20 protein-coding genes, 1 tRNA gene and 2 pseudogenes are annotated in these 25,046 nt (G+C 65.0%); 4 read left to right on the top strand and 19 right to left on the bottom strand.

Features of this window, described 5'->3' with window-relative positions; all coding sequences use genetic code 11:
• Positions 1 to 144 precede the first annotated feature (144 nt).
• From BMIN_RS05995 to BMIN_RS05955, 9 genes are all read right to left on the bottom strand, one after another.
• Positions 145 to 348, bottom strand: a complete 204-nt coding sequence (locus BMIN_RS05995; RefSeq protein WP_022860577.1) for a hypothetical protein — start codon at positions 346 to 348, stop codon at positions 145 to 147.
• Positions 349 to 653: 305 nt separating this feature from the next.
• A complete protein-coding gene (locus tag BMIN_RS05990) occupies positions 654 to 1,415 on the bottom strand; it encodes a histidine phosphatase family protein (protein ID WP_022860576.1) in 762 nt (253 codons plus the stop codon).
• Positions 1,408 to 1,845 carry a ribosome silencing factor gene (gene rsfS / locus BMIN_RS05985; RefSeq protein ID WP_022860575.1) on the bottom strand — a complete coding sequence of 146 codons (438 nt, stop codon included), beginning with the start codon at positions 1,843 to 1,845 and terminating at the stop codon, positions 1,408 to 1,410. Before rsfS ends, BMIN_RS05990 begins: the two co-directional genes overlap by 8 nt.
• Before the next feature lie 3 nt (positions 1,846 to 1,848).
• Positions 1,849 to 3,231, bottom strand: coding sequence for a bifunctional UDP-N-acetylglucosamine diphosphorylase/glucosamine-1-phosphate N-acetyltransferase GlmU (glmU, locus tag BMIN_RS05980; RefSeq protein WP_022860574.1), 1,383 nt, complete (start codon positions 3,229 to 3,231; stop codon positions 1,849 to 1,851).
• A 68-nt stretch (positions 3,232 to 3,299) separates the two neighbouring features.
• Positions 3,300 to 3,370, bottom strand: a tRNA-Gln gene (locus BMIN_RS05975).
• Positions 3,371 to 3,446: 76 nt separating this feature from the next.
• Positions 3,447 to 4,466, bottom strand: coding sequence for a ribose-phosphate diphosphokinase (locus tag BMIN_RS05970; RefSeq protein WP_022860573.1), 1,020 nt, complete (start codon positions 4,464 to 4,466; stop codon positions 3,447 to 3,449).
• Positions 4,467 to 4,655: 189 nt separating this feature from the next.
• Positions 4,656 to 5,342, bottom strand: coding sequence for a nicotinate-nucleotide adenylyltransferase (gene nadD, locus BMIN_RS05965; RefSeq protein WP_026647309.1), 687 nt, complete (start codon positions 5,340 to 5,342; stop codon positions 4,656 to 4,658).
• 92 nt (positions 5,343 to 5,434) lie between these two features.
• Positions 5,435 to 6,031 carry a hypothetical protein gene (locus BMIN_RS05960; RefSeq protein ID WP_022860571.1) on the bottom strand — a complete coding sequence of 199 codons (597 nt, stop codon included), beginning with the start codon at positions 6,029 to 6,031 and terminating at the stop codon, positions 5,435 to 5,437.
• Positions 6,028 to 7,347, bottom strand: a complete 1,320-nt coding sequence (locus BMIN_RS05955; protein ID WP_026647308.1) for a glutamate-5-semialdehyde dehydrogenase — start codon at positions 7,345 to 7,347, stop codon at positions 6,028 to 6,030. The genes BMIN_RS05960 and BMIN_RS05955 overlap by 4 nt, the downstream gene beginning before the upstream one ends.
• A 313-nt stretch (positions 7,348 to 7,660) precedes the next feature.
• On the opposite strand from BMIN_RS05955, the gene thrC reads away from it, so the two are divergent.
• On the top strand, positions 7,661 to 9,151 hold the full coding sequence (gene thrC, locus BMIN_RS05950) for a threonine synthase (RefSeq protein ID WP_022860569.1): 1,491 nt from the start codon (positions 7,661 to 7,663) through the stop codon (positions 9,149 to 9,151).
• A gap of 106 nt (positions 9,152 to 9,257) precedes the next feature.
• On the opposite strand, the gene BMIN_RS05945 is transcribed toward thrC, so the two are convergent.
• From BMIN_RS05945 to BMIN_RS05935, 3 genes are all read right to left on the bottom strand, one after another.
• Positions 9,258 to 9,917, bottom strand: coding sequence for an HAD family hydrolase (locus BMIN_RS05945; RefSeq protein ID WP_022860568.1), 660 nt, complete (start codon positions 9,915 to 9,917; stop codon positions 9,258 to 9,260).
• 149 nt (positions 9,918 to 10,066) lie between these two features.
• Entirely contained in the window at positions 10,067 to 11,800 is a 1,734-nt protein-coding gene (gene recN, locus BMIN_RS05940; RefSeq protein WP_022860567.1) for a DNA repair protein RecN, read from the bottom strand.
• The gene (locus BMIN_RS05935; RefSeq protein ID WP_081647960.1) at positions 11,793 to 12,758 is read right to left on the bottom strand and encodes an NAD kinase; all 966 of its coding nucleotides are present in this window, start codon (positions 12,756 to 12,758) and stop codon (positions 11,793 to 11,795) included. The genes recN and BMIN_RS05935 overlap by 8 nt, the downstream gene beginning before the upstream one ends.
• 149 nt (positions 12,759 to 12,907) lie before the next feature.
• Here BMIN_RS05935 and BMIN_RS05930 point away from each other — a divergent pair, with 149 nt between their 5' ends.
• The 3 genes from BMIN_RS05930 (at position 12,908) to BMIN_RS05920 (ending at position 16,160) form a co-directional block, all read left to right on the top strand.
• The gene (locus BMIN_RS05930) at positions 12,908 to 14,371 is read left to right on the top strand and encodes a potassium transporter TrkG (RefSeq protein WP_026647307.1); all 1,464 of its coding nucleotides are present in this window, start codon (positions 12,908 to 12,910) and stop codon (positions 14,369 to 14,371) included.
• 151 nt (positions 14,372 to 14,522) lie between these two features.
• Positions 14,523 to 15,173: a potassium channel family protein gene (locus BMIN_RS05925; RefSeq protein WP_022860564.1), complete on the top strand. Its 651-nt coding sequence runs from the start codon at positions 14,523 to 14,525 to the stop codon at positions 15,171 to 15,173.
• A gap of 309 nt (positions 15,174 to 15,482) precedes the next feature.
• The gene (locus tag BMIN_RS05920; RefSeq protein WP_022860563.1) at positions 15,483 to 16,160 is read left to right on the top strand and encodes a hypothetical protein; all 678 of its coding nucleotides are present in this window, start codon (positions 15,483 to 15,485) and stop codon (positions 16,158 to 16,160) included.
• Here BMIN_RS05920 and BMIN_RS05915 read toward each other — a convergent pair.
• From BMIN_RS05915 to BMIN_RS05880, 7 genes and pseudogenes are all read right to left on the bottom strand, one after another.
• Positions 16,142 to 16,882, bottom strand: coding sequence for a TlyA family RNA methyltransferase (locus BMIN_RS05915; RefSeq protein ID WP_022860562.1), 741 nt, complete (start codon positions 16,880 to 16,882; stop codon positions 16,142 to 16,144). The genes BMIN_RS05920 and BMIN_RS05915 overlap by 19 nt on opposite strands.
• Positions 16,875 to 17,030 carry a hypothetical protein gene (locus BMIN_RS08605; RefSeq protein ID WP_022860561.1) on the bottom strand — a complete coding sequence of 52 codons (156 nt, stop codon included), beginning with the start codon at positions 17,028 to 17,030 and terminating at the stop codon, positions 16,875 to 16,877. Before BMIN_RS08605 ends, BMIN_RS05915 begins: the two co-directional genes overlap by 8 nt.
• 3 nt (positions 17,031 to 17,033) lie before the next feature.
• On the bottom strand, positions 17,034 to 18,074 hold the full coding sequence (locus BMIN_RS05910; protein WP_022860560.1) for an HAD-IIA family hydrolase: 1,041 nt from the start codon (positions 18,072 to 18,074) through the stop codon (positions 17,034 to 17,036).
• Positions 18,075 to 18,589: 515 nt separating this feature from the next.
• Positions 18,590 to 19,843 (bottom strand): annotated as a pseudogene (locus BMIN_RS08600) (tetratricopeptide repeat protein); the annotation flags it as partial.
• Between the two features lie 884 nt (positions 19,844 to 20,727).
• Positions 20,728 to 22,043: pseudogene (tyrS, locus tag BMIN_RS05890) on the bottom strand (tyrosine--tRNA ligase).
• Between the two features lie 197 nt (positions 22,044 to 22,240).
• On the bottom strand, positions 22,241 to 23,179 hold the full coding sequence (locus tag BMIN_RS05885) for a glutamate cyclase domain-containing protein (protein ID WP_051126244.1): 939 nt from the start codon (positions 23,177 to 23,179) through the stop codon (positions 22,241 to 22,243).
• Positions 23,180 to 23,286: 107 nt separating this feature from the next.
• Positions 23,287 to 25,032 carry an acetyl/propionyl/methylcrotonyl-CoA carboxylase subunit alpha gene (locus tag BMIN_RS05880; protein WP_026647305.1) on the bottom strand — a complete coding sequence of 582 codons (1,746 nt, stop codon included), beginning with the start codon at positions 25,030 to 25,032 and terminating at the stop codon, positions 23,287 to 23,289.
• Positions 25,033 to 25,046: the final 14 nt, after the last annotated feature.

Raw genomic sequence — 25,046 nt, 5'->3', positions numbered from 1 at the left:
TGCCACGGAACGACCCTTGAGCATCGCCATGGAATTGCCGCATGGAAAAGGGACGGGGCCCGATGCGGATCCCGTCCCTCCATATGCGAGATAGACCGTCGTCCCTGATGGACCGTCGTCGATCAACGATCTTCCGGCATCGTGTCAGCCGGCGTCCCGCATGGCCTTCCTGGCCTCGTTCTTGGCCTCGGTGCTGTCACGCTCCGCTTCGGCCTTCGCGACCTTGGCGTCGGCCTTGGCTCCATCCAGCGCATCCGACGCCTGTTCCCTGAGGTCCTTCGCCTTCTCGCTGATATGCCTTCCGGCGCTGTCGGCGAGATCCTTCGCATCGTCAAGAATTCCCATCATGTCCTCCCGTGGGTCGTATCACATCGGTTCACATCGGTTATGCCACGTCGGAGGGGGCAATCCTCCTCCGCGTTCGGTGCACTGATGCAGATCCCGGCGATGGACGATGCACCACGTCAATCAGCCGTCACGCCACGTTGCGATCATCTGTGTCGTATCCGTCACAGCCGCCACAACGCGATGACTTCTATAATAGCGAATGGAATTAGCTTTTTATGCGTCAGGCATAACCGACCGGGGTCCGCCAGCGTCCGCCCATCATGCGACGGGTCCACGCGCGATCCCGGCTCGGCATCATGCCCGCATCAGCGACGGAACGGATCCTCCCACGACCCGGAATCGGCCTCGACCGGCCCGTGATTGTAATCGACGAGACGCCACCGAACCGGCGCGTCCGGAACGACCAGCGGAACGAGCCGGGCCCAGTGGGCGTTCCTAATCGAGGGCAGCGTCCCCAGACCGGGATCGATCCGCTCGATCCCCAGAAGCGTCTGCACCGTCTGCGCGATCCACGCCCCGTGCGAGAACACAATAAGGTCCCGATCACGATCCCCCGCCATGTCCCGCGACGCGTCCCTCAGCGCCTCGACGCCGCGAAGCCCCACATGCGTCTTCGGCTCGGCCCCGTGGCGCATCTCGCCGCCTCTGAACTGCGTCCACAGCCGGTAGTCCTCGGGGAAGTCGCGCCTCAGCTCGTCGACGGGGATTCCTTCCCACTCCCCGAAATCACGCTCCCGCACACGGGGGTCGGGATGCACGTCCACGCCCACGACATCGGCGAAGGCGTGGGCGGTGCTCAGCGCGCGTCCCAGATCCGACGAGACGACGACCGGCGGACGTACATCATGCCCCTCCACGTATAGGCGATCCAGGGCCTCGGCGGTTCTGCCGGCCTGCCAGCGCCCGACCTCGTCAAGGGGGATGTCGATCTGCCCCTGAAGGCGATTGCCCGCGTTATAGGATGTTCGACCGTGCCTGACGAGGATAAGCGACCGCACGGGAGCCACCAAGGAGCCCTCCACGGGCACGTCCCGCGACGCATCCTCCACGACGGACCCCTCAGACATCAGAGCCCTCCGCGCCCGATTCCACGGCGACACGCTCGTCGACGGAATCCGGCCGCGCGGACGATGGGGGCAGCTGCAGATCGACGCGCGGGCAATCGCCCCACAGTCGTTCGAGGCCATAGAAGTCGTGCGCCTCGCGGTGCATCACATGGACGACGATGTCACCGAAGTCCAGCACGATCCATCGTCCCTCGGAGCGTCCGTCCACGGTCAGGGGCTGACGCCCGCCGTCCTGCAGGTACAGGTCCTTCTGGATCTCGTCGGCTATCGCGATGACCTGCCGCTCGCTCTCCCCCGTGGCGACGAGCATGAGGTCGGTGATGGGCAGCGGCTGGGACACGTCGAACGCGGCGATGTCATCGGCCTTGATCCTGTCGGCCGCGCGGGCCGCGATGCGTGCGGACTCGATCGAATTCCTCTGTGCGGTCATGAATCAGCGCTCCCACTCCGGCTTCCAGCCCTCGACGACATGTTGGGTGTTCTCCGAATACGCCATCGAGTCGTCCGGCACATCATGGCGGATGACCGACCCGGCGCCGGTGGTCACCCCGTCGCCCACCTCGACGGGAGCGACGAAGAGATTGCCCGCGCCCACGTGGACGCCCGATCCGATGGCCGTGCGGTTCTTGTGGACGCCATCGTAGTTGGCGGTGATCGTGCCGCCGCCGACGTTGGTGCCCTCCCCCAGCTCCGCATCGCCGATGTAGCTCAGATGCGGCACCTTGGAACCCCGTCCGATGTGGGCCTTCTTCATCTCGACGAAGGCCCCGGCCTTGGACCCCTCCTCCAGGTGGTTGCCGGGGCGCAGATACGTCCAGGGACCGATGGTGGCCCTGGGACCGATATGGGTGCCCTCGACCCGCGAACGCTCCACGACGGCGCCCCCGTCGATCTGCGCGTCGATCAGCGTGGTGTAGGGGCCGACCACGGCGCCCGACGCGACCGTCGTCCCCCCCTGCAGGAAGCTTCCGGGCAGGATCGTGACGTCGCGCTCGAGACGGACGTCATCCTCGATCCACGTCGTTCCCGGATCGAGGATGGTGACGCCCTCGCGCATCCAGCGCTCGCACACGCGCGCGTTGTGGGCGCGGGACAGCACGGAGAGCTGCACGCGGTCGTTCACGCCCTCGACCGCCAGGGGATCAGTCGCGGCCACGGCGCCCACGCTGCCGTATCCCGACGCGGCCTCCACGGCATCCGTGAGATAGAACTCCCCCTGGGCATTGCTGGAATCAAGCCCGGCGACGGCCTTGCGCAGGACGTCGGCCTCGAACACGTACACCGACGTGTTGACCTCATGGACGGCCAGCTCGCTGCTGTTGGCGTCCCTCTGCTCCACGATGCGCAGCACGTCCCCGTCGGCCTCGCGGATGATGCGCCCGTAGCCCGTGGGATCGTCCAGATTGGCGGTGAGGACGGTGGCGGAATCGTGGCTGGACTCGTGATAGTCCACCAGCGACCGGAGGGTCGCGGTGTCCAGCAGCGGCATATCCGACGCCGCGATCAGCACCGACCCTTCAAGAGGGCCGCGCGAGGACAGCTCCCTCAACGCGCACTGGACGGCCCTGCCGGTTCCGGGGATCTCGTCCTGCCGCACGATGACGACGCCGGCGTCATACGACCTCGCCGCCTCGGCCACCGCATCCGCCTGGTACCTCACCACCACGGCGGTCGTCTCCGGGCCAAGCCCCTGAACGGACCGCATCACCCGATGCAGGAACGTCGACCCCGCGAAGGGGTGGAGGACCTTGGGAAGGGAGGACCGCATACGCGTCCCCTCACCTGCCGCGAGGATAATTGCCGCTGCCAAAGCCATGCCGTCATGCTCCCATCGACGAATTCGGGCGGCCCGGCCGCACGCATACGGCCAAGCCGCCCATCGGGTTCCCCCACCTGGATTCGAACCAAGACAAAGGGTTCCAAAGACCCGTGTGCTGCCATTACACCATGGGGGACCGGCGGGACGAATCCCGCCAAATGTTCATTATGCCATACGTCCGGACGTCATGAGCATGACACGGGGACGCCGGACTATGCGAACAGGAAGCCCTGCCCGTGATGCTCGGGATACGTGTCGAACAGCTCCGCGACCGAACCGTCCTCGAAAACGGCCTTGATCGCACTGGCAAGAAGAGGCGCTATCGACAGGACGGTCAGGCCGTCCCACCGCTTGTCGTCACCGATGGGAACGGTGTCCGTGAGGACGACCTCGCGGGCGCCCGAATTCCTCAGACGATCGACCGCCGGACCGGACAGCACGCCATGCGTCGCCACCACGGTCACCGATTTGGCTCCGGCCTCGCGGAGCACCGTGCACGCCCCGGCTATGGTTCCGGCCGTGTCGATGAGATCGTCCACGAGCACGCAGTCGCGCCCGCTCACATCACCGACGACCCGATTGGCGACCGCGACGTTCGGGCGCGTGATGTCGCGGGTCTTGTGGATGAACGCCAACGGTCCGCCACCAAGCCTCTGGGCCCACTGCTCGGCGACGCGGATGCGGCCCGCGTCTGGGGACACGACGCTGACGTTGTCGAGCTGGTTGGCGAAGCGGTCCCGGATGTAGTCGACCAGAACGGGCATGGCGATGAGATGGTCGACGGGCCCGTCGAAGAAGCCCTGCGACTGCGCGGCATGCAGATCGACGCTCATGATGCGGTCGGCTCCCGCCGTCTTGAGCAGATCGAAGACCAGACGGCACGAGATGGGCTCGCGTCCCCGATGCTTCTTGTCCTGGCGCGAATATCCCAGTAGGGGGCACACGGCGGTGATCGACCGCGCGGAGGCCCTTTTGAGCGCATCGATCATGATCAGCTGTTCCATAATCGATTTGTTCACCGGCGCGCAATGGCTCTGGAGGACGAAGACGTCGGCGCCACGAACCGACTCGGTGTACCGCACGTACATCTCGCCGTTGGCGAAGTCGTAGGCGGTCGTCTCGAGTATGTCGATCCCCATCTGCTCCGCGACGTTCCTCGCCAATCGGGGATGGGCCCTCCCCGTAACGAGTATGAGATTCTTATCAGGCTTTCCCTCGAGGATTGCGCTCACCGTTTCTCCATACACTGGTCTTGACGCTGACCTGACTCATCCTAGTCATCCGAACAGACCGACACGACGCCGACCACACACACCGCCACGGGCCGGGTTCTCGACAATCGCCCGCCATCGCCCGCCATGGTCACGACGCGCGGGCTGCAGACCATACGGGATCCGGCCGCCCGGGTTCGGAAGACAACGTCACCGATACAGCCCGTGCTTCGCGATGTACTGGACGACGCCGTCCGGAACGAGATACCACACCGGCTCGTCATGCTCGGCGCGGCGCCTCACGTCGGTCGACGAGATCGCCAACGCGGGAATCTCCAGAACATCCACGCGTCCGGCGGGGAGAACGGAGCCTTCGGGGCTGGAATAACCGGGCCTCGTCACCGCGACGAAATGAGCCAGCTCCCACATCGACGCGGCGTCCTTCCACCGTGCGATCTCGGCCACGGCGTCGGCGCCCGTGATGAAGAACAGGTCGGCGTCCGGGTACTGGGCGTGGATGTCGCGCAGGGTGTCGATGGTGTACGTGACCCCCGGACGGTCGATGTCGACCCGGGACACGGTGAACTTCGGATTCGACGCGGTGGCGATAACCGTCATGAGGTAGCGGTCCTCCGCGTTGGTCACCTTCTTGTCGAGCTTGAACACGGGACGCCCCGTCGGCACGAATATGACCTCGTCGAGGTCGTAGACCCACGCCACCTCGGAGGCGGCGACGAGATGCCCGTTGTGGATGGGATCGAACGTGCCGCCCATGATCCCTATGCGCAGGCGGTCATGCCAATGCCCGCGCACCGAGCGCCGCCGGCGGCCATGGCCGTCATCCGCCTCGATGGACAGCTCCGACATCCGTCTTCCGCCCTCGATCATCGGCATCATCGGCGTGGCGGACGCCGTGACGGCCGAAGGGGCCTCCCCCGACGTCCGGACATGCGGCGACGACATGGCGGACGGAACGTCATCCTCGCGGCTCACTGGCGACCGTCGCCCTTCTGGGCGGACGATCCCGCCTCGGAACCATCCGTTCCCGACACCGAGCTGCGCAAATCACGTTCAAGACGCTCGTCGACGGAGTCCTCCCTGCCCGACGTCTCTATGCGTCCCATGTCGTCGTCCCACTCCTTCTGGACCACGCGATGGATCTCGGCGAAGGTGGGGAGCTCGAATCTCGGCTGGAAAAGACTGCGCACGCCCGCGACCTGCTCAGTGATGGACACCAGGCATTCGGTCATGCCGGACACGTCCCCCTCGCGCTCAAGACCACGGAACCGCGCTATTCGCTCCTCCATAGCATCCGCGAGCTCACCGACCCTCACCACCGAGGCGTCGTCAAGGTCGGCGATCCGCTCGGAGTCATCCTTCGGCCACCCCATCAGCACGGCATCCGCATATTCCAACGCAGCCCGTTGATCCGCCGAGGCGATACCCTCCTCGATCTGAACCAGAAAGACATAGCGGACGATGCTCAGCCTCTCTGCGGCCAGCCTCATCGGCAGCGCGCGGCTGGACACGTCGACTCCCCTGCTGCGCGCCAGATCGCGCGTCTCATCATCCGAGAAGGAACTCATTGCCTCACCTGCCCGTCCCCATAGCCGATCCATTTGGTGGTCGTCATCTCCTGCAGGCCCATGGGACCCCGGGCATGGAGCTTCTGGGTGGATATCCCCAGCTCCGCCCCGAAGCCGAACACCCCGCCGTCCGTGAACCGGGTCGACGCGTTGACCATGACCACCGCGGAGTCGATCCGCGAGGTGAACTCCTCGATGGTCCGATAGTCCTGGGCCACGATGGACTCCGTGTGCCCCGTCGAATGGGCGTTGATATGGGCGATGGCCTCGTCCACGCCGGAGACCACACGCACCCCCATGCGCAACGCCAGATATTCCGTGTCCCAATCCTCGTCGGTCGCCTCCAGAAGACGATCGGCCCCAGTGCGGCATCCGTCGGCAAGCGGGAAGGACTCGCGATCCGCGCGGATCTCGACGCCGGCATCGTACAGGGCGCGCGCCGCCTTCGGAATGAAGTCCGCCGCGATGGCCCGGTCGACCAGAAGCTTCTCCGCTGCGTTGCACACGCCCACGCGCTGCGTCTTCGCGTTGAGGATTATGGGGATGGCCTGCGACAGGTCGGCGCTGCGATCCACGTATATATGGACGTTGCCGGACCCCGTCTCGATGACGGGAACGATGGAGTTCCTCACCACCGAGCGGATCAGCCCCGCCCCTCCCCGGGGAACGAGAACGTCGATGTGCCCATAGGCGCGCATCATCGCCTGGGCTCCGGCGCGCCCCAGATCGTCCACGCTCGCCACCAGGGCCCCATCCAGACCCTGATCGGACAGGGCACGGCCTATCACGTCCAGCGTGGCCCTGTTCGTTCCGCTCGCCTCATGGCCGCCGCGCAGCACGACCGCGTTACCGGATTTGAGGCATAGGGAGACGACGTCCACCGTCACGTTGGGACGCGCCTCGTAGATCATGCCCATGACGCCCAGAGGCACGCGAATCTGCTCAAGGCGCACGCCGTTCTCCAGACGGTAGCCACGGACGACGCTGCCCACCGGATCGGGAAGCGAGGCCACGTGGCGAACGCCATCGGCCGCGGCACGTATCCGCCCTTCATCGAAAAGAAGCCTGTCCAGCTTTCCCTCGTCCATTCCCCCGTCACGCGCCGCCTCCATGTCCTCGCGGTTGGCGGCCGCAATGGTCGAGGCGTTGCGCTCCACGGCGTCGGCGATGGCCATGAGAAGCGCGTTCTTCTCCCCCGTCGTACGGGAGGCGTATCCGGCCTGCGCACCACGCGCGGCGTCGGCACGACCGATCACGTCCTCAAGGGCGTCGCGTCCGTCGGGCACGGACACGATCCGACCATCCATCGCAGTCATACCATCCGCCTTTCCGCAGCGCCGGAGCGAGCCCATCCAAATCGTGGGCCCAAAAGGAATACCGTGCGATCATAGTCCCCGGCATGGCACCACCACAATAGCTCACGCCGGGTATCCCCGACCGTCCCATGATCGATTCGTCCGTGCGCGTCCCCATGCCGAATGCCGGACGAACTTGCGCAGGCGCCGCGGCCGTTGCCCAGCCCGGACGATACAGTGGAGCGCAGCGCACCGGACCACGCGCGGCATCACAGTCACGCGACAACACAGTCACACACGCGACAACACAGTCACATAGGGGGATCGCGATACAGTGAACACCTTCCACAGCACACGCAGCACCACGGATCCGCTGACCTCCAGGCAGGCCATCCGGCAGGGACTGGCTCCCGACGGCGGCCTCTACGTCAGCGACGCTCTGGGAGCATCGCACGTCGACATCGCCGACATCGCCGACCTGTCCTATCAGGAGATCGCGCAACGGGTGCTCTCCGCCCTTCTTCCCGATTTCACCACTGACGAACTGCACGAATGCATCGAACGCGCCTACGGCGACCAGTGGGAGGACGACGCCATAACCCCGCTGAAGCCCCTGGGCGACGACTACGTCCTGGAGCTGTTCCACGGCCCCACGTCGGCCTTCAAGGACGTGGCTCTCCAGATGCTGCCCAGACTCATGGCGAGGACGACGTCGGAATCGGACGACCCCGACGAACGGATCATGATCCTCACGGCGACCTCCGGGGACACGGGCAAGGCGGCCCTCGCCGGCTTCGCGGACGTCCCCGGAACCGCCATCACGGTCTTCTACCCCGAAGGCAAGGTCAGTCAGGTCCAGCAGCTCCAGATGACCACGCAGCGGGGCGGCAACGTCCGGGTGTGCGCGGTGCGCGGGAACTTCGACGACGTGCAGAGCGCCGTCAAACGCATCTTCGGAGACAGGAAGCTCGCCAACGCGCTAAGGGACGAGTCGCATGTCGTCCTCTCCTCGGCGAACTCCATCAACGTGGGACGGCTGGTCCCGCAGGTCGTGTACTACTTCGCGGCATACGCCCAGCTTCTCAGAAGGGGCGCGATCTCCATGGGCGATGGCGTCGAGTTCATCGTCCCCACCGGCAACTTCGGCAACGTTCTGGCCGGATACTACGCGAAAAGGCTCGGTCTGCCGGTCAGTCACCTTGTCGTCGCCAGCGACAGGAACAACGTCCTTTTCGACTTCCTCACCTCGGGAACCTACAATCGCGAGCGCCCGTTCTTCCAGACGACGTCGCCGTCCATGGACATCCTGGTCTCCTCCAACCTGGAACGCATGCTGTACTACATGTCCCAGGGGGACACGCGTCTGATCAACACGCTTATGAACGATCTGTCCCATTGGGGGGCCTTCGAGGCCCCCGAAGAGATGATGGCGCGCATCCGCTCCCTTTTCGGCTGCGGCTGGGCCGACGAGAACCAGGTCAACGACGCCATCGACCGCTGCTGGAGGGACAACCACTACGTGCTGGACCCCCACACCGCCTGCGGATACTACGTCATGAACCGCATGCCCCGGCAGGACGGCGTTCGCCGGATCCTGCTGAGCACCGCAAGCCCCTACAAGTTCCCGCGCGTGGTCAACTCCGCCCTTGGGCTGGATGCCTCCGGGGACGATTTCACCTGCATGGACCGTCTGTCGCAGGCGACGGGCACGACCGCGCCGACCGCCCTGCGCTCGCTTGAAGGCGCTCAGGTCCGCTTCACCGATGTGGTGGGAATCGGCGGCATGGGCGAGTTCGTCACCGCGGCGGCTTCGGCGGCGGTCTGACGGGGAACCGGACGGCGGCTTCACGGCACGTCGTGGCGCATCATCTCATGGCGCATCACCACGGTGTCATGGTCGCGGCCACCGCTCGTCACAGTGGCAGGGGTCGTCACAGTGACAGGGGCGCCTGATCGAAGTCGAACAGCACGCCGTCGGCCTCGTCGCATATCACCGGCCATGACCGGTCCGACGAGTCATCGTGCATCGCCCACACCGTCATGCCGGCCTTCTTCGCCGATCTGACGCCCTCCAGAAGATCCTCGAACACCGTGCACTTATCGGGCTCCACCCCGAGACGACCGGCGGTGTGGCGATAGATGTCCGGACGATCCTTGCCCACGTGATCGACGGCCTCGATTCCACAGACCACATCGAAGAGACCGCTCATGCCCACATGGTCCATGGCAGGTCCGCGCAGTTCGACGGGAAGCGTCGTGGCGATCGCCAGGCGGGCTCCCGATTCCTTCAGCCGCGTCACGTACTCGATCGCGTGGGGTTTGGCCTCCACCATCGTGGAGTAGGCCCTGACGGCCATGCGATTCCACTCATCCATCAGATCCTCTGGCGTGTCGGACAGACCGAAGCGCCTGATCGTGTACTCCGCGATGTCTCGGAATCCCATGGCCGACACCTTGGCCATATAGTCGTCCGGAACCTCGATCCCACGCCGTCCAAGGAAGTCCACGTCGATCTGGTCCCATACGCCCATCGAATCGAGAAGCGTCCCGTCAAGGTCGAATATGGCGCCCTTACCCTTGTTGTCCGTCATAAGCCCATCGTAGCGCCGCACCCCGGTCCCGCCGCGCGCGGGCTCACGAGGGGGTCCCGAACCCGGGGTTCCGGACCAGCCCCTGCGGGCACGAACCCCGTCATGGACGCACCCAAGAACGTCACCCAAGGAACGTCATCCAAGGAACGTCATCCAAGGACGCTGGAATGCAGAAGCTGCCGCGCGTGATCCATCGACGCCTGCGATTGGTCGCCGGAAAGCATGCGGGCTATCTCGGCGATCCGCGAATCCCCCGTGACCGGCCGCACGACGGTGTCCACGGATTCCGCGTCCGGATCCACACGTTTGCTCACCACTATCTGGTCATCCGCCCACGAGGCCACCTGAGCCAGATGGGTGACGACGATGACCTGCTCCTCACGGGCCAGACGAGCCAATCGGCGTCCCAGCTCAACGGCGGCACGTCCGCCGACCCCGGCGTCTACCTCATCGAAGATGTACGTGCATCGATCATGCGAAGGAACCGCGTCACGCCCCTGCCTTTCCGCCGCCCGGTACGACACGGCCGACAGCTCCAGGGCGAGCATAAGCCTGCTCAGCTCGCCTCCCGACGCGCTGGACCCCAGAGGAAGGGCGTCGGCACCGGGGTATGGCGTGAACAGGAACTCCACATCGTCGCCGCCGTTCGCATCCAGAAGCCCGGGATCGGTTCGGCGCGTGACGCGGATCTCCAGATGCGATCCGGACATCGCCAGGGATCCCAGTTCCTGATCGACCATGCGCGACAGGGCCTCCCCCGCCTTGGCGCGCTCCCCGCTCAGGGCCTCGGCCGTCTTCCATGCCTTGTCGAGAAGATCCTGCCGCTCCCGTCGAAGGAGATCGACCTGCTCCGGAGACGCATCGACGTCCTCAAGCTCGAGCCGCGCATGGTCGCGCCATGCGAGGACGTCCGCGATGGTGGGACCCCATCGGCGCAGAAGGTCGTCAAGCTCATGGATCCGGGAGTTGATGGCATCCAGATCCATCTCTCCGTCCATCACGGCGCCGGCGTCGGACAGCGCGAAAACCACGTCCGATATCTCCTGCGACACATTCTCCAACCGGTCGGCCAGATCCGCGAAGGGCTCGGCGACATGGATGCCCCGAAGCGACTGCACTGAACGCCCGATGAGATCGACGACGCCCGATCCCTCCTCGCCCAGCTGGGAGGGGTCGAGAACGCCCAACGCCTCCGACACGCCCTGCGCGATGGCCGCGGCATGCTCGATGCGGGAGCGTTTGTCCCTCAACTCCCCGTATTCGTCCGGTGCCGGGTCGACGGCATCGATGCGCGCCAGACAGTCCCGCAGATAATCCGCCCTCTGCCTGTTCTCGGCCTGCTCCCCCTGCAGCCGCGCCAGACGCTCATCGACCCGCTGGAATTCGCTCCATGCCGTGGCATACGCGGAGCAGACCGCGTCGTCCACCCCCACGGAATCGAGAAACTCCCGCTGGCGAGCGGGAGAAGCGATCCTCAGCTGGTCGGACTGCCCGTGGATGACCACAAGCGAACGCGACACCTGCGCGAGGACGTTCCGCGGAACGGTGCGTCCGCACAGCATGGAACGCGATCGGCCCGACGCCGGAACCGCACGAGTGAGGAACAGCTCCCCGTCCTCGACGTCCACACCCGCCTCGGCGGCCTCATCACAGGCCGGTGAATCCTGCGCGACCCGGAAAACCCCCTGCGCCCAGCACTCCTGGGTACCGGTGCCGGCGATCCTCGCGGAATCGACACGCCCTCCGGAGATGAGACGGATGGCATCGAGAAGCATCGACTTTCCCGCTCCGGTCTCGCCCGTCACCACCGTCATGCGCGGACCGGGATTGATCACCGCGGAACGGATGGGTCCCAGACCGCGAACCTCAAGCTCCTCAAGCATCCGAACCGGCTCCCTCCCCCGGACATGCCGACGCATGGCCCGAAACCGCCACGCCCGTCAGCGGCGGCGCCGAGGCGGGACGCGCATGTTCCCTCCATCCGGCGACGGGAAGATCGAATTTGCTCACGAGCCGCTGGGTGAAGGGCACGCCCGACAGCCGCGCAAGGCTGAGGATGTCACGCGAGGTTCGCACCTCCACGCGCGTCCCCCTCGGCAGGGAGCGCTGTCGTCGACCGTCACAGCAGATCCAGCCCTCGGATGCGGAATCCTCAAGGACGTCGACGGTGAACGTCGATCCGGCGCCGATGACGACCGGGCGGGCGAACAGGGCGTGCGCCGCCAAGGGCACGAGCTGGAGGGCCTGGACGTTGGGCCATATGATGGGGCCGCCGGCCGAGAAGGCGTAGGCGGTCGATCCCGTGGGCGTGGAGACGATCACGCCATCGCAGCCGAACGAGCTCATCTCCACATCGTCGATCCGGATGGAGACCTCCACCATCCGACCCTGCTCGTCCCGTTCCAGCGTGATATCGTTCAGCGCCCAATCATGCAGGGGGCTGTCGGAACCAGGAAGCCATACGTCGACATGGGCGATCATGCGGTCGTCCAGGGAATAGTCATGCTCGGCGACGCGACGGATCGCCTCGGCCATCTGGAAGCTCTCGAACTCCGCAAGGAACCCCACATGCCCCAGGTTCACGCCCAAGATCGGCACATTCGTGCAGTGCACGAGTTCCGCCGCCCGCAGTATCGTCCCATCGCCTCCGAGAACCACGACGATCTCCGTGTCATCGTCGACGACCGGCGCCCGTCCACCGAATTCGGGAGCCTCGGAGTTGTCCACGATGGACACCACGAATCCCGCTGCCTTCAGCTGGTCCACGGCCTCCTCGATCACCGTTCCGTTCTCACGAAGTCTGGTGTGGGTCACCACCACCGCATGCCTTCTGCCTGTCATTTGCGAACCGTTCCCGTCCCCTCGACGCGCGTCAAGCACGAACGTCACCATCAGGGCCCCGTCGACCGGACCCGATTCACCATCCTAGCGGAAGCGTCGCTACAATGACGATGGAATCGGATTGCCTGATGATGGGAGACTTCGCGCGCATGCTCAGTCCCCTCATCGACGACTATCCAAGCAACAGCGACCGGTCGCACGGATACGCGTGGTGGTTCTCCGAACACACGATCAACGACAGGGCGCGCTTCGCGAACCACCGTCGGCGGCATCGTCCGCCCCTGCGGCTCCTCGGGCATCCCGGACGGCTCACCATCGCATACTTCACGACGCTCATCGTCGTCATGACCGCGTTGCTCATGTGCCCCGCGGCGTCTCGCCCCACGCGATACACGCCTCTGTCGGTGGCCTTCTTCACCGCGGTGTCGGCACTCTCCACATGCGGAATCTCCATCGTGGACACCGCGGGGCACTGGACGATGTTCGGTCAGGGAATCATCCTGATCTCGGTTCAGCTCGGCGGACTGGGCGTCATGAGCTTCGCCTCCATCATCACCATCGCCGTCAACCGGCACATGAGAGCGTCACAGCGGGTTCTGACGGCCGAGGAGCTCGGCACGAACCGGCTCAGCGAGATCCGCAGCGTTCTCACGCTTATGGTCGCCACGACCCTGTCCATCGAGCTCATCACCTTCGTTGCGCTTTTCCCGGGGCTGTGGAAGATCAACAACAAGGACCTCGGACGAACCCTCTGGGAGGCGGTCTTCTTCGCCGTGTCCTCCTACAACAATGCCGGGTTCACGCCGGACTACGCAGGTCTCCACGTCAACAGCTGGTCGGTCGGCCTCCCCATACTGCTCAGCGCCTTCGCGGGGACCCTGGGATTCCCCGTTCTGCTCAACCTCCTTCGCTCGGCGCAACGAGGGGACGGCCCGCGACGGTGGACGTTGCACACGAAGCTGACCCTTCTGACCACCGGCATCCTCGTCACCCTGTCCCTTGTCTGGTTCCTCGCGGTCGAATGGGAGAATCCCTCGCTGTTCAAGCATGCCGACACCGCCACGCGGATCAGGCACGCGCTGGCGGCGGCGGTCATGCCTCGAACCTCCGGATTCGACCCCTCCTGGGTCCCCCAGGTCAGCGAGCCGACCAAGGTCTTCATGAGCGTGATGATGTTCATCGGCGGCGGCAGCACGTCCACCGCCGGAGGCATCCGCGTGACCACCTTCGCCGTCATCCTCCTCATCTGCCGCGCGGCCTTCACCGGGCACACCGACGTCAACGCCTTCGGACGACGTCTGCACACACGCACGCTTATGACGGCGGTGAGCATCACCGCCTCATGCCTCACCCTCGTCCTCAGCGCATCCGTGGGGCTGATGCTTCTGACGGGCTGCTCGCTGACGGACGCTCTTTTCGAGACGTGCTCGGCGTTCGGTCTGGGCGGCTATTCCGTCGGCGTCGCCAGTGCCGCGGACTCCGGCGCGACGACGCTTCTCGCTCTGGTCATGGTGCTGGGACGGCTGGGGCCCATGACCATCGCCTATGCCATCAACCGTCCCTCGGGCAACGAAGTCGTCCACTATCCCACCGAATCTATAGTGGTGGGATGATCATGGGCGTCCACAAACGTCGTATGCGCCGGAGCGAACGCCTCGCCGCCGACCCCTGCCGCCATCGGGCATGGCTTCGAGCGGGGTTCCCGCGCATCGGCCGGCGTCCGCTGGCGTCATTGGCGTCAGTTTCACGAAAGGGGAACGACATATGACGAGGGACAGAAGCGTTTTGGTCGTCGGTCTGGGACGATTCGGAGTCGCCGTCGCGACGACGCTGGACAGTCTGGGTCAGGATGTTCTCGCGGTGGACAAGGATGCGGATCTGGTCAACCGATGGTCCTCGCAGATTCCCACGGTCCAGGCGGATATGACCGATGTGCTGGCCCTTGAGCAGCTGGGCGTCAAGGACTTCTCCACGGCGGTGGTCGCCATCGGGGACAGCATCGAGGCCTCCGTCATCACGGCCGGGAATCTCCTCGACGTCGGCATCACGGACATCTGGGCGAAATCGGTTTCCGTGGAGCACGCCCGCATCCTCCAAAGGATCGGCGCACGGCATATCATCAACGCCGAAACCGACGCAGGAAAACGCGTGGGGCATCTGGTGTCGGGCGACTACCTCGACTACATAGAGATCGAGGGCCCCCATTCGGTCGTCAAGATCCACACCCCCTCCCACGCCGTCGGGATGTCCATCGGCGACGCACGGATTCATGAGCGCTTCGGCGTCACCGTCGTGGCCATCAAATCCTCCGGACGCGAGCTCGCCTACGGCTCGAAGGATCTGGTCATGAAACGCAATGACGAGCTGATCATCATGGGAACGCAGGATCAGATCAACCATTTCCTCCACGGGTGATCCTGTCCGCGAACAATCTGGTCCGCGGCCGTCGTGCCGATCCATGGCCGTCGGATGGACCCTCTCGTCATCCATTCCCGCGCGTCAGGCCCTCGTTTCTGGTTCCCGTTTTCCGGGTTCCCGATTCCCTCCATTACGGTCAGATAACCGGAATCCATCACCCTCAATTCATGTCATTCGCCACAACACTCCGATATACATTCAAGAAGAGGCGACTTCCCATCTATTGTTGTCCATATCTGCCGGCATGGACGGGCAGACGATAGCCGATTCCTCATCGCGGAGGAATTCTCGTCGGGGGAGCCAACCATGGACATTGTCATCGACTCGGGTCGGGTGAGACGCGGGACTTATAGAACGATAACCGTTCTTGGCGACGCCGTGCTGGAGGACGACGTCACCTTCGTCAATCTCATCGTCTCGGGAACCGTGCGCTGCCTCCGCTGCCATGGCGGAACCGTCATCATGCGTTCCGGCAGCGTCTTCTGCGGCGGCGATGTAAGCGTCGAACGGATCGAGGGGCATGGACGCGTCACGATATCGGGATCGCTGCGCTGCCAGACGCTTGAATTAACCGGCAGCCTCGTCGCCAGAGGATCGATCACCGCCCGTCACGAGCTGTTCATTCAGGGACTGGTGCGCTCGGGAGAGCATATGGCCGGGAAGGACGTCCTCATCGACGGATCGGTGGTGTCTGACGCCGGTATGAGGGCGGCGCGAAGCGTCCTCGTCAGGCCTCTCGGAGGCATGGCGCTCAGCCGATACGCCAAGGATTATCTTCTCGGCAGCAGGGTCGAAAGCATCCATGGAGCCATCGTGAGGCTTCAGGGAATCACCTGCGGCCATGTCACCGGCACGGACGTCGTCCTCACAGGAGGATGCGTGGTGCACACGATCCGGTTCACCTCGCGTCTCGTCCAGGACGGCACCTCGTCCGTACTCTTCATCGAGGGGAGCCGGCGCCGCATTCACCGCCGCACGGCGTAGAGCAGATATTCCCTGTTTCCATGCATGCCGACGACCGGGGACTCCGCCGTCGACACGACGTCCAGACCATGGTCGGCGGCGCAGCGGCTGACGCCATCCAGGCTCGATCGTCTCAGTCCCTCGTCGCGAACCACTCCATGATGCCCCAGATTGCGACGTCCCACCTCGAACTGGGGCTTGACGAGAACCACGATTCGCGCCCCGGGGCGGGTTATCCGCGATATGACGGGAATCACCAGCGTCATGGAGATGAACGACACATCCGAGACGACGAGCTCCGGAACGAAGGGGAGGTCGCCGGCTTCGACGTCGCGGATGTTGACGCCGCTCATCTCCACGACGCGCGGATCATGGGCGAGATCGGGATGCAGCTGCCCATGCCCCACGTCAAGCGCGATCACCCTTCCGGCGCCGCCACGCAGAAGCACCTGGGTGAATCCTCCCGTGGACGCCCCGATGTCCAGACAGTCCATGCCCCGAGGAGCCGTCAGCCCGTATCTCGCAAAGGACTCGAAGGCGCCGACCAGCTTCAATGCGCCACGCGAGACGTAACCGGGACCGGGTTCGACCTCGATCGGCACGTCCGTGGACACGATGGCCGACGGCTTCGCCACGACGGATCCGTCGACGCTTACGGCACCGGACGCGATCAGACGATGCGCCTTGGTGCGGGAATCCGCCATTCCCCGACGAACCAGCGCCACGTCAAGGCGTTCACCCATGTGAACCGGCCCGGGTCGCATCGTCCAGCTCACGTTGAAGGGATTCGGCCACCGCCCGAAGCTCACTGAGGAAAACCGACGAATCATGAGGATCGGCGGCCACCAGACCCGGGAACCTCGCGTCGAAACCCTCGTCCTCGGACGTCATCGATCAGTCCTCCACGCCAACGACGTCGGGAAGGGACAGACCCTCCGGACCATCCGAGTTGTCCGTGAGGTCCCAGGCAGCACAGCATGCCGCACGGATCCGATCGGCGCGCGTGCCGCCTTCGACGACCATCGCGCCATCCCTGACATAGGCTTCCGCATCCACGCATCGCCACTGGCCCAGACCATCGCGCAGGGGACGAGGCTGCGCCTGTCCCAGACCACGCAGATCCGGACAGATGTACGTTGGTCGCAGAGGAACCGGAGCGCGCATGAGATCTCCGACGGTGGCCACACCCGTGAGGACGACCATGGAATCATATCCTCCGCGATTCCCCGCCTCGATGTCGGTGTCAAGCCTGTCCCCCACCGCAAGACAGCGCTCACGATCCACGGGCGACTCTCCAGGATCGGTCGCAAGCATCCTGGCCTCGTCATACATGGCGGACTCCGGCTTGCCTGCCGAGGCCTCGGGATCGACCCCCGTGGCGGTGACGACGGCTGCGATCAACGACCCACAGCCGGGAGCGATCCCCTGCTCCCGTGGAATCGTCAGATCACGATTGGTCACGAAATACCGCGCACCCGATTCAACGGCGTAGGCCGCCTGGGCGAGCTCGTTCCACGAGATTCGCGGATACCATCCCTGGATCACCGCATCGGGACGGGACTCGGCGCCGTCCACGACCACAAGTCCCTGGGCGGCCACCTCGTCACGAAGATGATCCGCTCCGACGACGAGGACCTTCGCACCCGTTCCAAGCTCCCTCACGACCATGCGCGCCGCCACGATGGACGAGGTGATGACGTCGCGATCACGCACCTCAAGGCCGTACCCGCGAAGCTGGTCCGCCACGACGCTCGGAAAACGCGATGAGTTGTTCGTGGTGTATTCGATCCGCATCCCCTGGGAACGAGCCTGTCCGATGGACGCTACGGCATGCTCCACCGCAGCCCCGCCGCGGTAGACGACGCCGTCAAGATCGAGCAGCGCCAGGGAATACGCCGTGCAGAGTGGCTCGTCCGAACCTGAAAGATACCTCACCGTGCCTCCTCCGAGCCGTCGGACCGCCTCTCATCATCGTCGGAGGCGACGTCGTCGCCGGAGGCATCGGCGTCAGCGACAACGGCGTCGACGCCGGAGCCATCGGAATCACCGGAAGCGTCAGCCGCTCCGGCATCGGAGCCGTCGGGATCCGAACCAGCGGCATCGGGAGCCGAAGGGGCGTCGTCCATGTTCCCGGGGACCTCTGACGCCGGGGTCACGTCACCGGAAGTATCGTCACCGGAAGTCTCGTCACCGGAAGTCTCGCCATCGGAAGTCTCGCCATCGGAAGTCTCGCCATCGGAAGTCTCGCCATCGGAAGTCTCGCCATCGGAAGTCTCGATGGCAGCATTCTCGGACTCGGAATCGTCAGCAACCTCAACGGCGGCATCGATGTCATCGGCGGCATCGGCGGTATCGGCGGTATCGGCGGCATCGGCGGTATCGATGTCATCGGCGGCATCGATGTCATCGGCAGATGCGGAGTCGTCCTCGGAGTCGTCACGTCCATCACGAGCGTCACGTCCATCGGCACCGTCCCCGTCGTCCCCGAGGTCGATTCCGGCCTCGTCGAACAATTCCGGAGGAAGCCGCTCAAGGTCATAATCGATGACTATCTCCTCGGCATCCTCGTCATCCTCGTCGGCATCGGCGTACTGGCTTTCGAGCTTGTCAAGGACATCGTCCAGTGCGGACGCCTCCTCGGTCCGTCCGGCCTCCTCGAGGAACAGCTGCTCGGCCTGGGTCGCCCGCATCCGATACTCACCGGACAGACCGCGCACCCGCTCGAGCTTGCGCACGACCTCGACGGCCTTGTCCCACAGCTTCAGATCGGCCATGGCGCCCGCGTAGACCAGGAACATCTCGACCTTGGCCTCGCCATCCAGCGCACGGCCGTCATCGGACACGGCCACGTCAATGGCCTTGCGCGGATGTCCCAGACCCCGCTCGCAATCGGCGATGAACGGCAGATAATCGGGGTATCCATTCATACGGTGGGCCGTGCGGAACTCCCGCAACGCCAGCGAATAATCGCCCTGCCGATAGGCGACGAACGCGAGCGTCTCCCGCGCGAAATCGATGCGGGACGCCTGTCTGGCAACCCACTGCGCATGCTGCAGCGCCGCCTGGGGATCATCGGACTCCAGAGCGTAGGCGGCCAGAATATGCAGTCCGATGTTCTCGGCATGCTCCTTGGACAATCCCCTCAGACGTTCGCGCTCATCCTTCGACAGCATCGACCATTCCATGCCCTTGGGCATGCGGGGCTCGCCGGGGCGCCTGTCCGTATAGGGGTTCTGCGAGGGGAAGGATATCGTGCCGTCGGAATTCGAGAGGGGCATCATCCTGTTGAAGGAGCGCCCATCACCGTCACGACGGGGACCACGGAAATCACGACGCCCATGATCGCCGCCGCGACGATCATCACGCCGGTCGTCACGACCGTATCCGCCACGGCGATCATCACGCCGGTCGTCACGACCGTATCCGCCACGGCGATCATCACGGCCGTATCCGCCGCGATGGTCGTCACGACGACCGGAGCTCCCCTCACCATGCCGGTCGTCACGCCGGTCGAACCCCCTGCGGTCGTCACGCCGGTGGTCGTCCCGATTGAAGGAGCGCCCATCACCGTCACGACGGGGACCACGGAAATCACGACGCCCATGATCGCCGCCGCGACGATCATCACGGCCATACCCGCCACGGCGCTCATCACGACCGTATCCGCCACGATGGTCGTCACGACGACCGGAGTTCCCCTCACCATGCCGGTCGTCACGACGGTCGAAATGCCGATCATCACGCCGGTCGTCACGACGGTCGAACCCCCTGCGATCGTCACGCCGGCGATCGTCCCTGTCATGGAAGGCAGGACGCCGGTCCCGTCCCTCGCCATCACGCCACGCGGGGCGCGAATCGCGGTGTTCCGAGTCTCCGCGAGGACGGTCGTCATGGGAACGGTGATCGCGGTATCCACCGTCGCGCGGACGGTCATCACGCCGGCGATCGAAACGGCCATGGCCTTCGCCCCGATACGATCCCGAACGCGTCCTATCTCCGCCATCATGGTCGCTATGGAACGATCCATGGCTGCGATAGCCCTCACCGTCGCGACGCCGACGATCATCGCCGTCGCCACGGGAACGATCGAAACGAGATCCCCCCTGACGGCCATGCTCCTGACGACCACGATGGTCCCCTCCGAAGCGCCGTCCTTCGCCGTCGCGTCCATGCCCATGGTCGCCGTCATGACCACGGTATCCGGAGGACCTGCCGCCGCGCCCCTCCCCGGTCGAATCACGGTGGGATCCAAAACTCCTGCCCGAACGGGGCTGCGACCGGTGGCCGCCATGGGCGTCATGCGACGATCCGTGCGAATGAGATCCGCCCTCTTGTGATTCTCCGTGCTCCTGAGCCATTGCCATTCCTTACGTTGCTGATGATTGATAACTACGTTGAACTATGTCGATTCCGGTGGACCATGCCGATTGCCGTAATTCACCGATCCGCATACCCGCCGTGACGGCGACGCACGCGGCGGGCCGACTCGACCGCCCGAACATGCCCTTCACGCCCCTGATCGATGCAGCCGCACGCATGTCCTGCGGAATGCTCCACGGACGCTCCCCGGAATGCGCCGCGGGCGGATTCAATCCCGCGTGACCACACCCACCGATTTTCTTCCCCTGCGTATCAGCGCAAAGCGCGAGGACAGGAAATCATCATCCGCCAGAACCGCGTCCTGATCCTCCACACGAACGTTGTTCACATAGACGCCTCCGGAAGCGATGGTCTTACGGGCCTCGGACACGGATCGGAACAGTCCCGCCCTGACCCCGGCCTCCGCGACACGCGTTCCCGTAGTGGCCCGCGCGAAACGCCGCACTCCATCCGACTCCACCTTAAGCCCTTCCAGAGCGGTTTCCAGAACCTCGGCATCGACCGCGGACAACTCCCCCCGGCCGAAAAGCGCGGCGGAGGCCTCGATCGCCTGCGTGGTGGCCCGCTCGCCATGAACCAGACTCGTGACCTCCCAGGCAAGCCGCCGCTGGGCCTCACGCGCTCCGGGACGCTCCTCGGTCAGTCGGACCAAACGTTCTATCTCCGTTCTGGGGAGGAAGGTGAAGACCTTCAGCAGATTCCCCATCTCCTCGTCGGGACGATTGAACCAGAACTGATAGAAGCGGTAGGGACTGAGCATCTGGGGATCCAGCCACACCGCATTGCCCTCGGATTTGCCGAACTTCCTTCCCTGGCGTCGGTGATGATGGGGCTGGTGAAGACGTTGACGGTCTCGCCTCTGACCTTGCGGATGAGATCGAGCCCCGAGGTGAGGTTCCCCCACTGATCGGATCCGCCGATCTCCAGCGTGCAGTGGTACTCATCGAACAGATGAAGGAAGTCGTTGCCTTGGAGGACCTGATAGCTGAATTCCGTGAACGAGATGCCCTCATCCGAATTCAGGCGGCGCGCCACCGTGTCCTTCGACAGCATGGTGCCCAGCCGGAAGTTCTTCCCCACGTCACGCAGGAAATCGATAACCGACATCCGCGCGGTCCAGTCGTAGTTGCTGACGAACCGGACCGGATTGTCGCCCGTGGTATCGAGGATGCCGCCGATCTGGGAGCGCAGTCGATCCGCCCATCCCGCGACGACGTCCTTGGGGTTGAGCGTGCGCTCGCCGCTCTGCCGCGGATCGCCGATCAGTCCCGTGGCGCCGCCTACCAGCGCGATGGGATGGTGTCCCGCGGCCTGAAGATGGCGCATGATGATGAGCTGGACGAGATTGCCCACATGAAGCGAGGCCGCCGTGGGGTCGAACCCGCAGTAGAAGGTGACGGGATCACCATTGAGGGCCTGGGCGAGCTGTTCCGGATCGGTGGATTGCGTGATCAACCCACGCCACTGCAACTCCTCCATGAGGGTTCCGAATCCCGCCTCGGCGAAATCAGTGACACGAGCCATACTTCCTGCATCTCCCATCCATTGGCCAACCATCGAACGACTCAGACCAGCCTACCCGAAAAACGGCCATACGAGGACACGGCCACGCGTTCCGACGCGGAACCCCCACGGACTTACGGCAATGCGAAAACGACGTCATCGCATAACGGCTGATGCGCAGCGACGGTCAAGGATCATCCCGGTGACCGTCCCGATCGTCACCGGGCGGCGGCGACCGACATCGCCCGGACCGTGGCGTAGTAGTCATCCTCGCTCAGACCATCCACCGTAGGGGTGTTCCGCAGGGTGACTCCATCAAGTCCGCCGGCATCCACGATGGCACCAAGAACGTCGCGGTGCCACGCCTCGTCCAGGAACGGATCGAGCTCGTCATGGCCCATCGCCCTCATGGCGCAGACAAGCGCGTGGCCTCCCCAATTGGACGTGCCGGCGATGATGAGCTCCCGGGTGGGGACGGTGCAGACGATCTGCACGCCATGATCCACCACCGCCTCGATGGGGAGAGGGTCGATGCGTCCCATGCCGATCTCGTTGCCTCCGTCACCGACGCCTATCGTGTGCAGACCGAGTTCGGTGAGCCTGCTCAGCGGAGCCGTCCACTGGCGGATGTTCATGCCCCTCATGTTCTTCGGTTCCCCGTCGCGCGAAGGCCCCACACGCTCGATGTAGATAACCGTGTCTATGGCGTGATCGCGCACCAGTCCGCGCAGGGACCCCATCCATGAATCGAAATCCCCCTCATCACGCGGGGCGATGAGGACATGGTCCTCGGGAATGGCGTCCTTCGCGGCCGCCGACACCACGGGTCGACACCAATGGTCGGTCACCATCCACCCATCACCGCCCATGGCCCTCAACGCCGCGCATATCTCGACGGCGCCGACGGGACCGTCCGATTCGGCGGCGGGCTCACTGGCGGCGGGGATATAGAATCCGGTGACCACCAACGCCCGGCTCGTGCGGCCCGTGGCGAGCGCGCGCGCGGCCCGGAACAGATCGGCGCGAGAGAACGTCATCAGCGTCTCGCTGCCACGACCGACATCGTGCGCCGCCAGATCCCGGATCCGGGCCACACGGCGGTACCATCGCCAGTCGCCGGAATGACGCAGCCGCTTCCACGCCTCGGATCGATGCATGGATGCTGTCGTGATGGTCTGGTCCATCCCTATTCCCCTCTCTGACGGGCCGGCATGCGCTGACGGGCCGGCATGCGGGCAACCCATCCAAGGTTGCCGTTCGCCGGTCATTCGACGCGTCCCATGGGCTCCCCATAATCCACGAGATCGCCGATGGAGGCCGTTCTATGGATGACGCCCGATACGGGTGCCATGACCTGCGTCTCCATCTTCATCGCCTCAAGGGTCGCCACCGGCGTCCCCCGCTCGACGCGGTCGCCTTCGTCGACAAGCCATGACGTGACCGTCCCCGTAAGCGGAGCGAGAACGTCACCGGGCGATGCGGTCGTCGTGGAATCATCGGGCGCCGCATCGCCGCCATCGGCGATGGCCCCCGTCATGGCGGGCAGCAGCCCCGAGGGGATGCCCAGCTCCATGCGACGGCCGTCGATCTCGATCCACGAGCGCGTGACCGGATCCCCGCCCTGGTCGCGTGACGGCCGGGGGCCGGAAAGATCCTTCGGATCGGTCCGGGGAAGGAAGCTCTCCTCGATCCATCGCGTATAGATGTTCAGACGGTCGTCGCCGGTGAAATCGGGGTCCCGGAGCACCAGACGGTCGAAGGGGATGACCGTGGGAACGCCTTCGATCCTCAGCTCCGCGAGCGCGCGTCTGGCCCGGGCCAGACATGAGGCCCGATCGGGCGCCGTCACGATGAGCTTGGCGAGCATCGAATCGAACCGGCCGGGGACAACCGATCCGGCCTCGATTCCCGTGTCGAATCGGATTCCGGGGCCGCTGGGGACTCGGAGCGACCGGATCCGCCCCGGGAAGGGCACGAAGCCGTGGGCAGGATCCTCGGCGTTGATCCGGAACTCCATCGCATGCCCATGGATATGGATGTCCATATCGGACACGCACGCTCCCTGGGCTATGGAGAACTGCGCCTTGACCAGATCGACGCCGGTGACCTCCTCCGTGACCGCATGCTCGACCTGGATGCGGGTGTTGACCTCCATGAACGAGATGGTTCCATCGGGATCGACGAGGAACTCCACCGTCCCCGCGCCGACGTACCCGGCCCGCGAGCATATGGCGACGGCCGAGTCGCACAGGCGGGTGACGACGTCCGTTCCCAGGAAGGGCGCGGGAGCCTCCTCGATGAGCTTCTGGTTGCGTCGCTGGAGGGAGCAGTCGCGGGTTCCGACGGCGATCACGTGACCGTCGCCATCACCGAGAACCTGCACTTCGACATGACGGGGCCTGGAGAGAAAACGCTCGATGAAGCAGTCCCCGTTGCCGAAGGACTCCTCGGCCTCCCTTGTGGCGGACAGGAACGCCTCCCGGACATCCTCCAGACGCCTGACGACCTTGAGTCCCTTCCCTCCACCGCCATGGACGGCCTTGATCGCGACGGGCAGGCCATGCTCACGGACGAATCCGACGACTTCGGCGGGATCCCTCACCGGTTCGGTGGTGCCAGGCGCCATGGGGGCGCCGACCTCCGCGGCTATCCTCCGGGCCGCCACCTTGTCGCCCAGCAGACGGATGCTGTCGGGACTCGGCCCTATCCAGACCAGACCCGCGTCGATGACGGCCTGCGCGAAATCGGCGTTCTCCGACAGAAAACCATATCCGGGGTGAATGGCGTCGGCGTCGCTGCGCACCGCCACCTCGATTATCCGCGCGGCGTCAAGATACGTGTCCTTGGGGGAGTCGGCGCCAAGGGCGTAGGCCTCGTCGGCGAGGTGGACGAACAATGCGTCGGCGTCGCTGTCCGCATACACCGCCAGCGCCGTCCAGCCGTTCTCGTGGCAGGCGTGGATGACCCGTACCGCGATCTCCCCCCTATTGGCGATCAGAACCCTTGTCATGGATGATCCTTCCG

Source organism: Bifidobacterium minimum, assembly GCF_000741645.1.
GTDB lineage: Bacteria > Actinomycetota > Actinomycetes > Actinomycetales > Bifidobacteriaceae > Bifidobacterium > Bifidobacterium minimum.
Note: the sequence above shows the minus strand (reverse complement) of the source record. Positions and strands in the feature narration are given on the sequence as shown.

Excerpts from the sequence above, each read along its gene's own strand:
- BMIN_RS05995 (WP_022860577.1), bottom strand. The coding sequence starts at position 348 with ATGATGGGAATTCTTGACGATGCGAAGGATCTCGCCGACAGCGCCGGA.
- BMIN_RS05990 (WP_022860576.1), bottom strand. The coding sequence starts at position 1,415 with ATGTCTGAGGGGTCCGTCGTGGAGGATGCGTCGCGGGACGTGCCCGTG.
- rsfS (WP_022860575.1), bottom strand. The coding sequence starts at position 1,845 with ATGACCGCACAGAGGAATTCGATCGAGTCCGCACGCATCGCGGCCCGC.
- glmU (WP_022860574.1), bottom strand. The coding sequence starts at position 3,231 with ATGGCTTTGGCAGCGGCAATTATCCTCGCGGCAGGTGAGGGGACGCGT.
- nadD (WP_026647309.1), bottom strand. The coding sequence starts at position 5,342 with ATGATGCCGATGATCGAGGGCGGAAGACGGATGTCGGAGCTGTCCATC.
- BMIN_RS05960 (WP_022860571.1), bottom strand. The coding sequence starts at position 6,031 with ATGAGTTCCTTCTCGGATGATGAGACGCGCGATCTGGCGCGCAGCAGG.
- BMIN_RS05955 (WP_026647308.1), bottom strand. The coding sequence starts at position 7,347 with ATGACTGCGATGGATGGTCGGATCGTGTCCGTGCCCGACGGACGCGAC.
- BMIN_RS05945 (WP_022860568.1), bottom strand. The coding sequence starts at position 9,917 with ATGACGGACAACAAGGGTAAGGGCGCCATATTCGACCTTGACGGGACG.
- recN (WP_022860567.1), bottom strand. The coding sequence starts at position 11,800 with ATGCTTGAGGAGCTTGAGGTTCGCGGTCTGGGACCCATCCGTTCCGCG.
- BMIN_RS05935 (WP_081647960.1), bottom strand. The coding sequence starts at position 12,758 with ATGACAGGCAGAAGGCATGCGGTGGTGGTGACCCACACCAGACTTCGT.
- BMIN_RS05930 (WP_026647307.1), top strand. The coding sequence starts at position 12,908 with ATGCTCAGTCCCCTCATCGACGACTATCCAAGCAACAGCGACCGGTCG.
- BMIN_RS05925 (WP_022860564.1), top strand. The coding sequence starts at position 14,523 with ATGACGAGGGACAGAAGCGTTTTGGTCGTCGGTCTGGGACGATTCGGA.
- BMIN_RS05920 (WP_022860563.1), top strand. The coding sequence starts at position 15,483 with ATGGACATTGTCATCGACTCGGGTCGGGTGAGACGCGGGACTTATAGA.
- BMIN_RS05915 (WP_022860562.1), bottom strand. The coding sequence starts at position 16,882 with ATGGGTGAACGCCTTGACGTGGCGCTGGTTCGTCGGGGAATGGCGGAT.
- BMIN_RS08605 (WP_022860561.1), bottom strand. The coding sequence starts at position 17,030 with ATGACGTCCGAGGACGAGGGTTTCGACGCGAGGTTCCCGGGTCTGGTG.
- BMIN_RS05885 (WP_051126244.1), bottom strand. The coding sequence starts at position 23,179 with ATGCATCGATCCGAGGCGTGGAAGCGGCTGCGTCATTCCGGCGACTGG.
- BMIN_RS05880 (WP_026647305.1), bottom strand. The coding sequence starts at position 25,032 with ATGACAAGGGTTCTGATCGCCAATAGGGGGGAGATCGCGGTACGGGTC.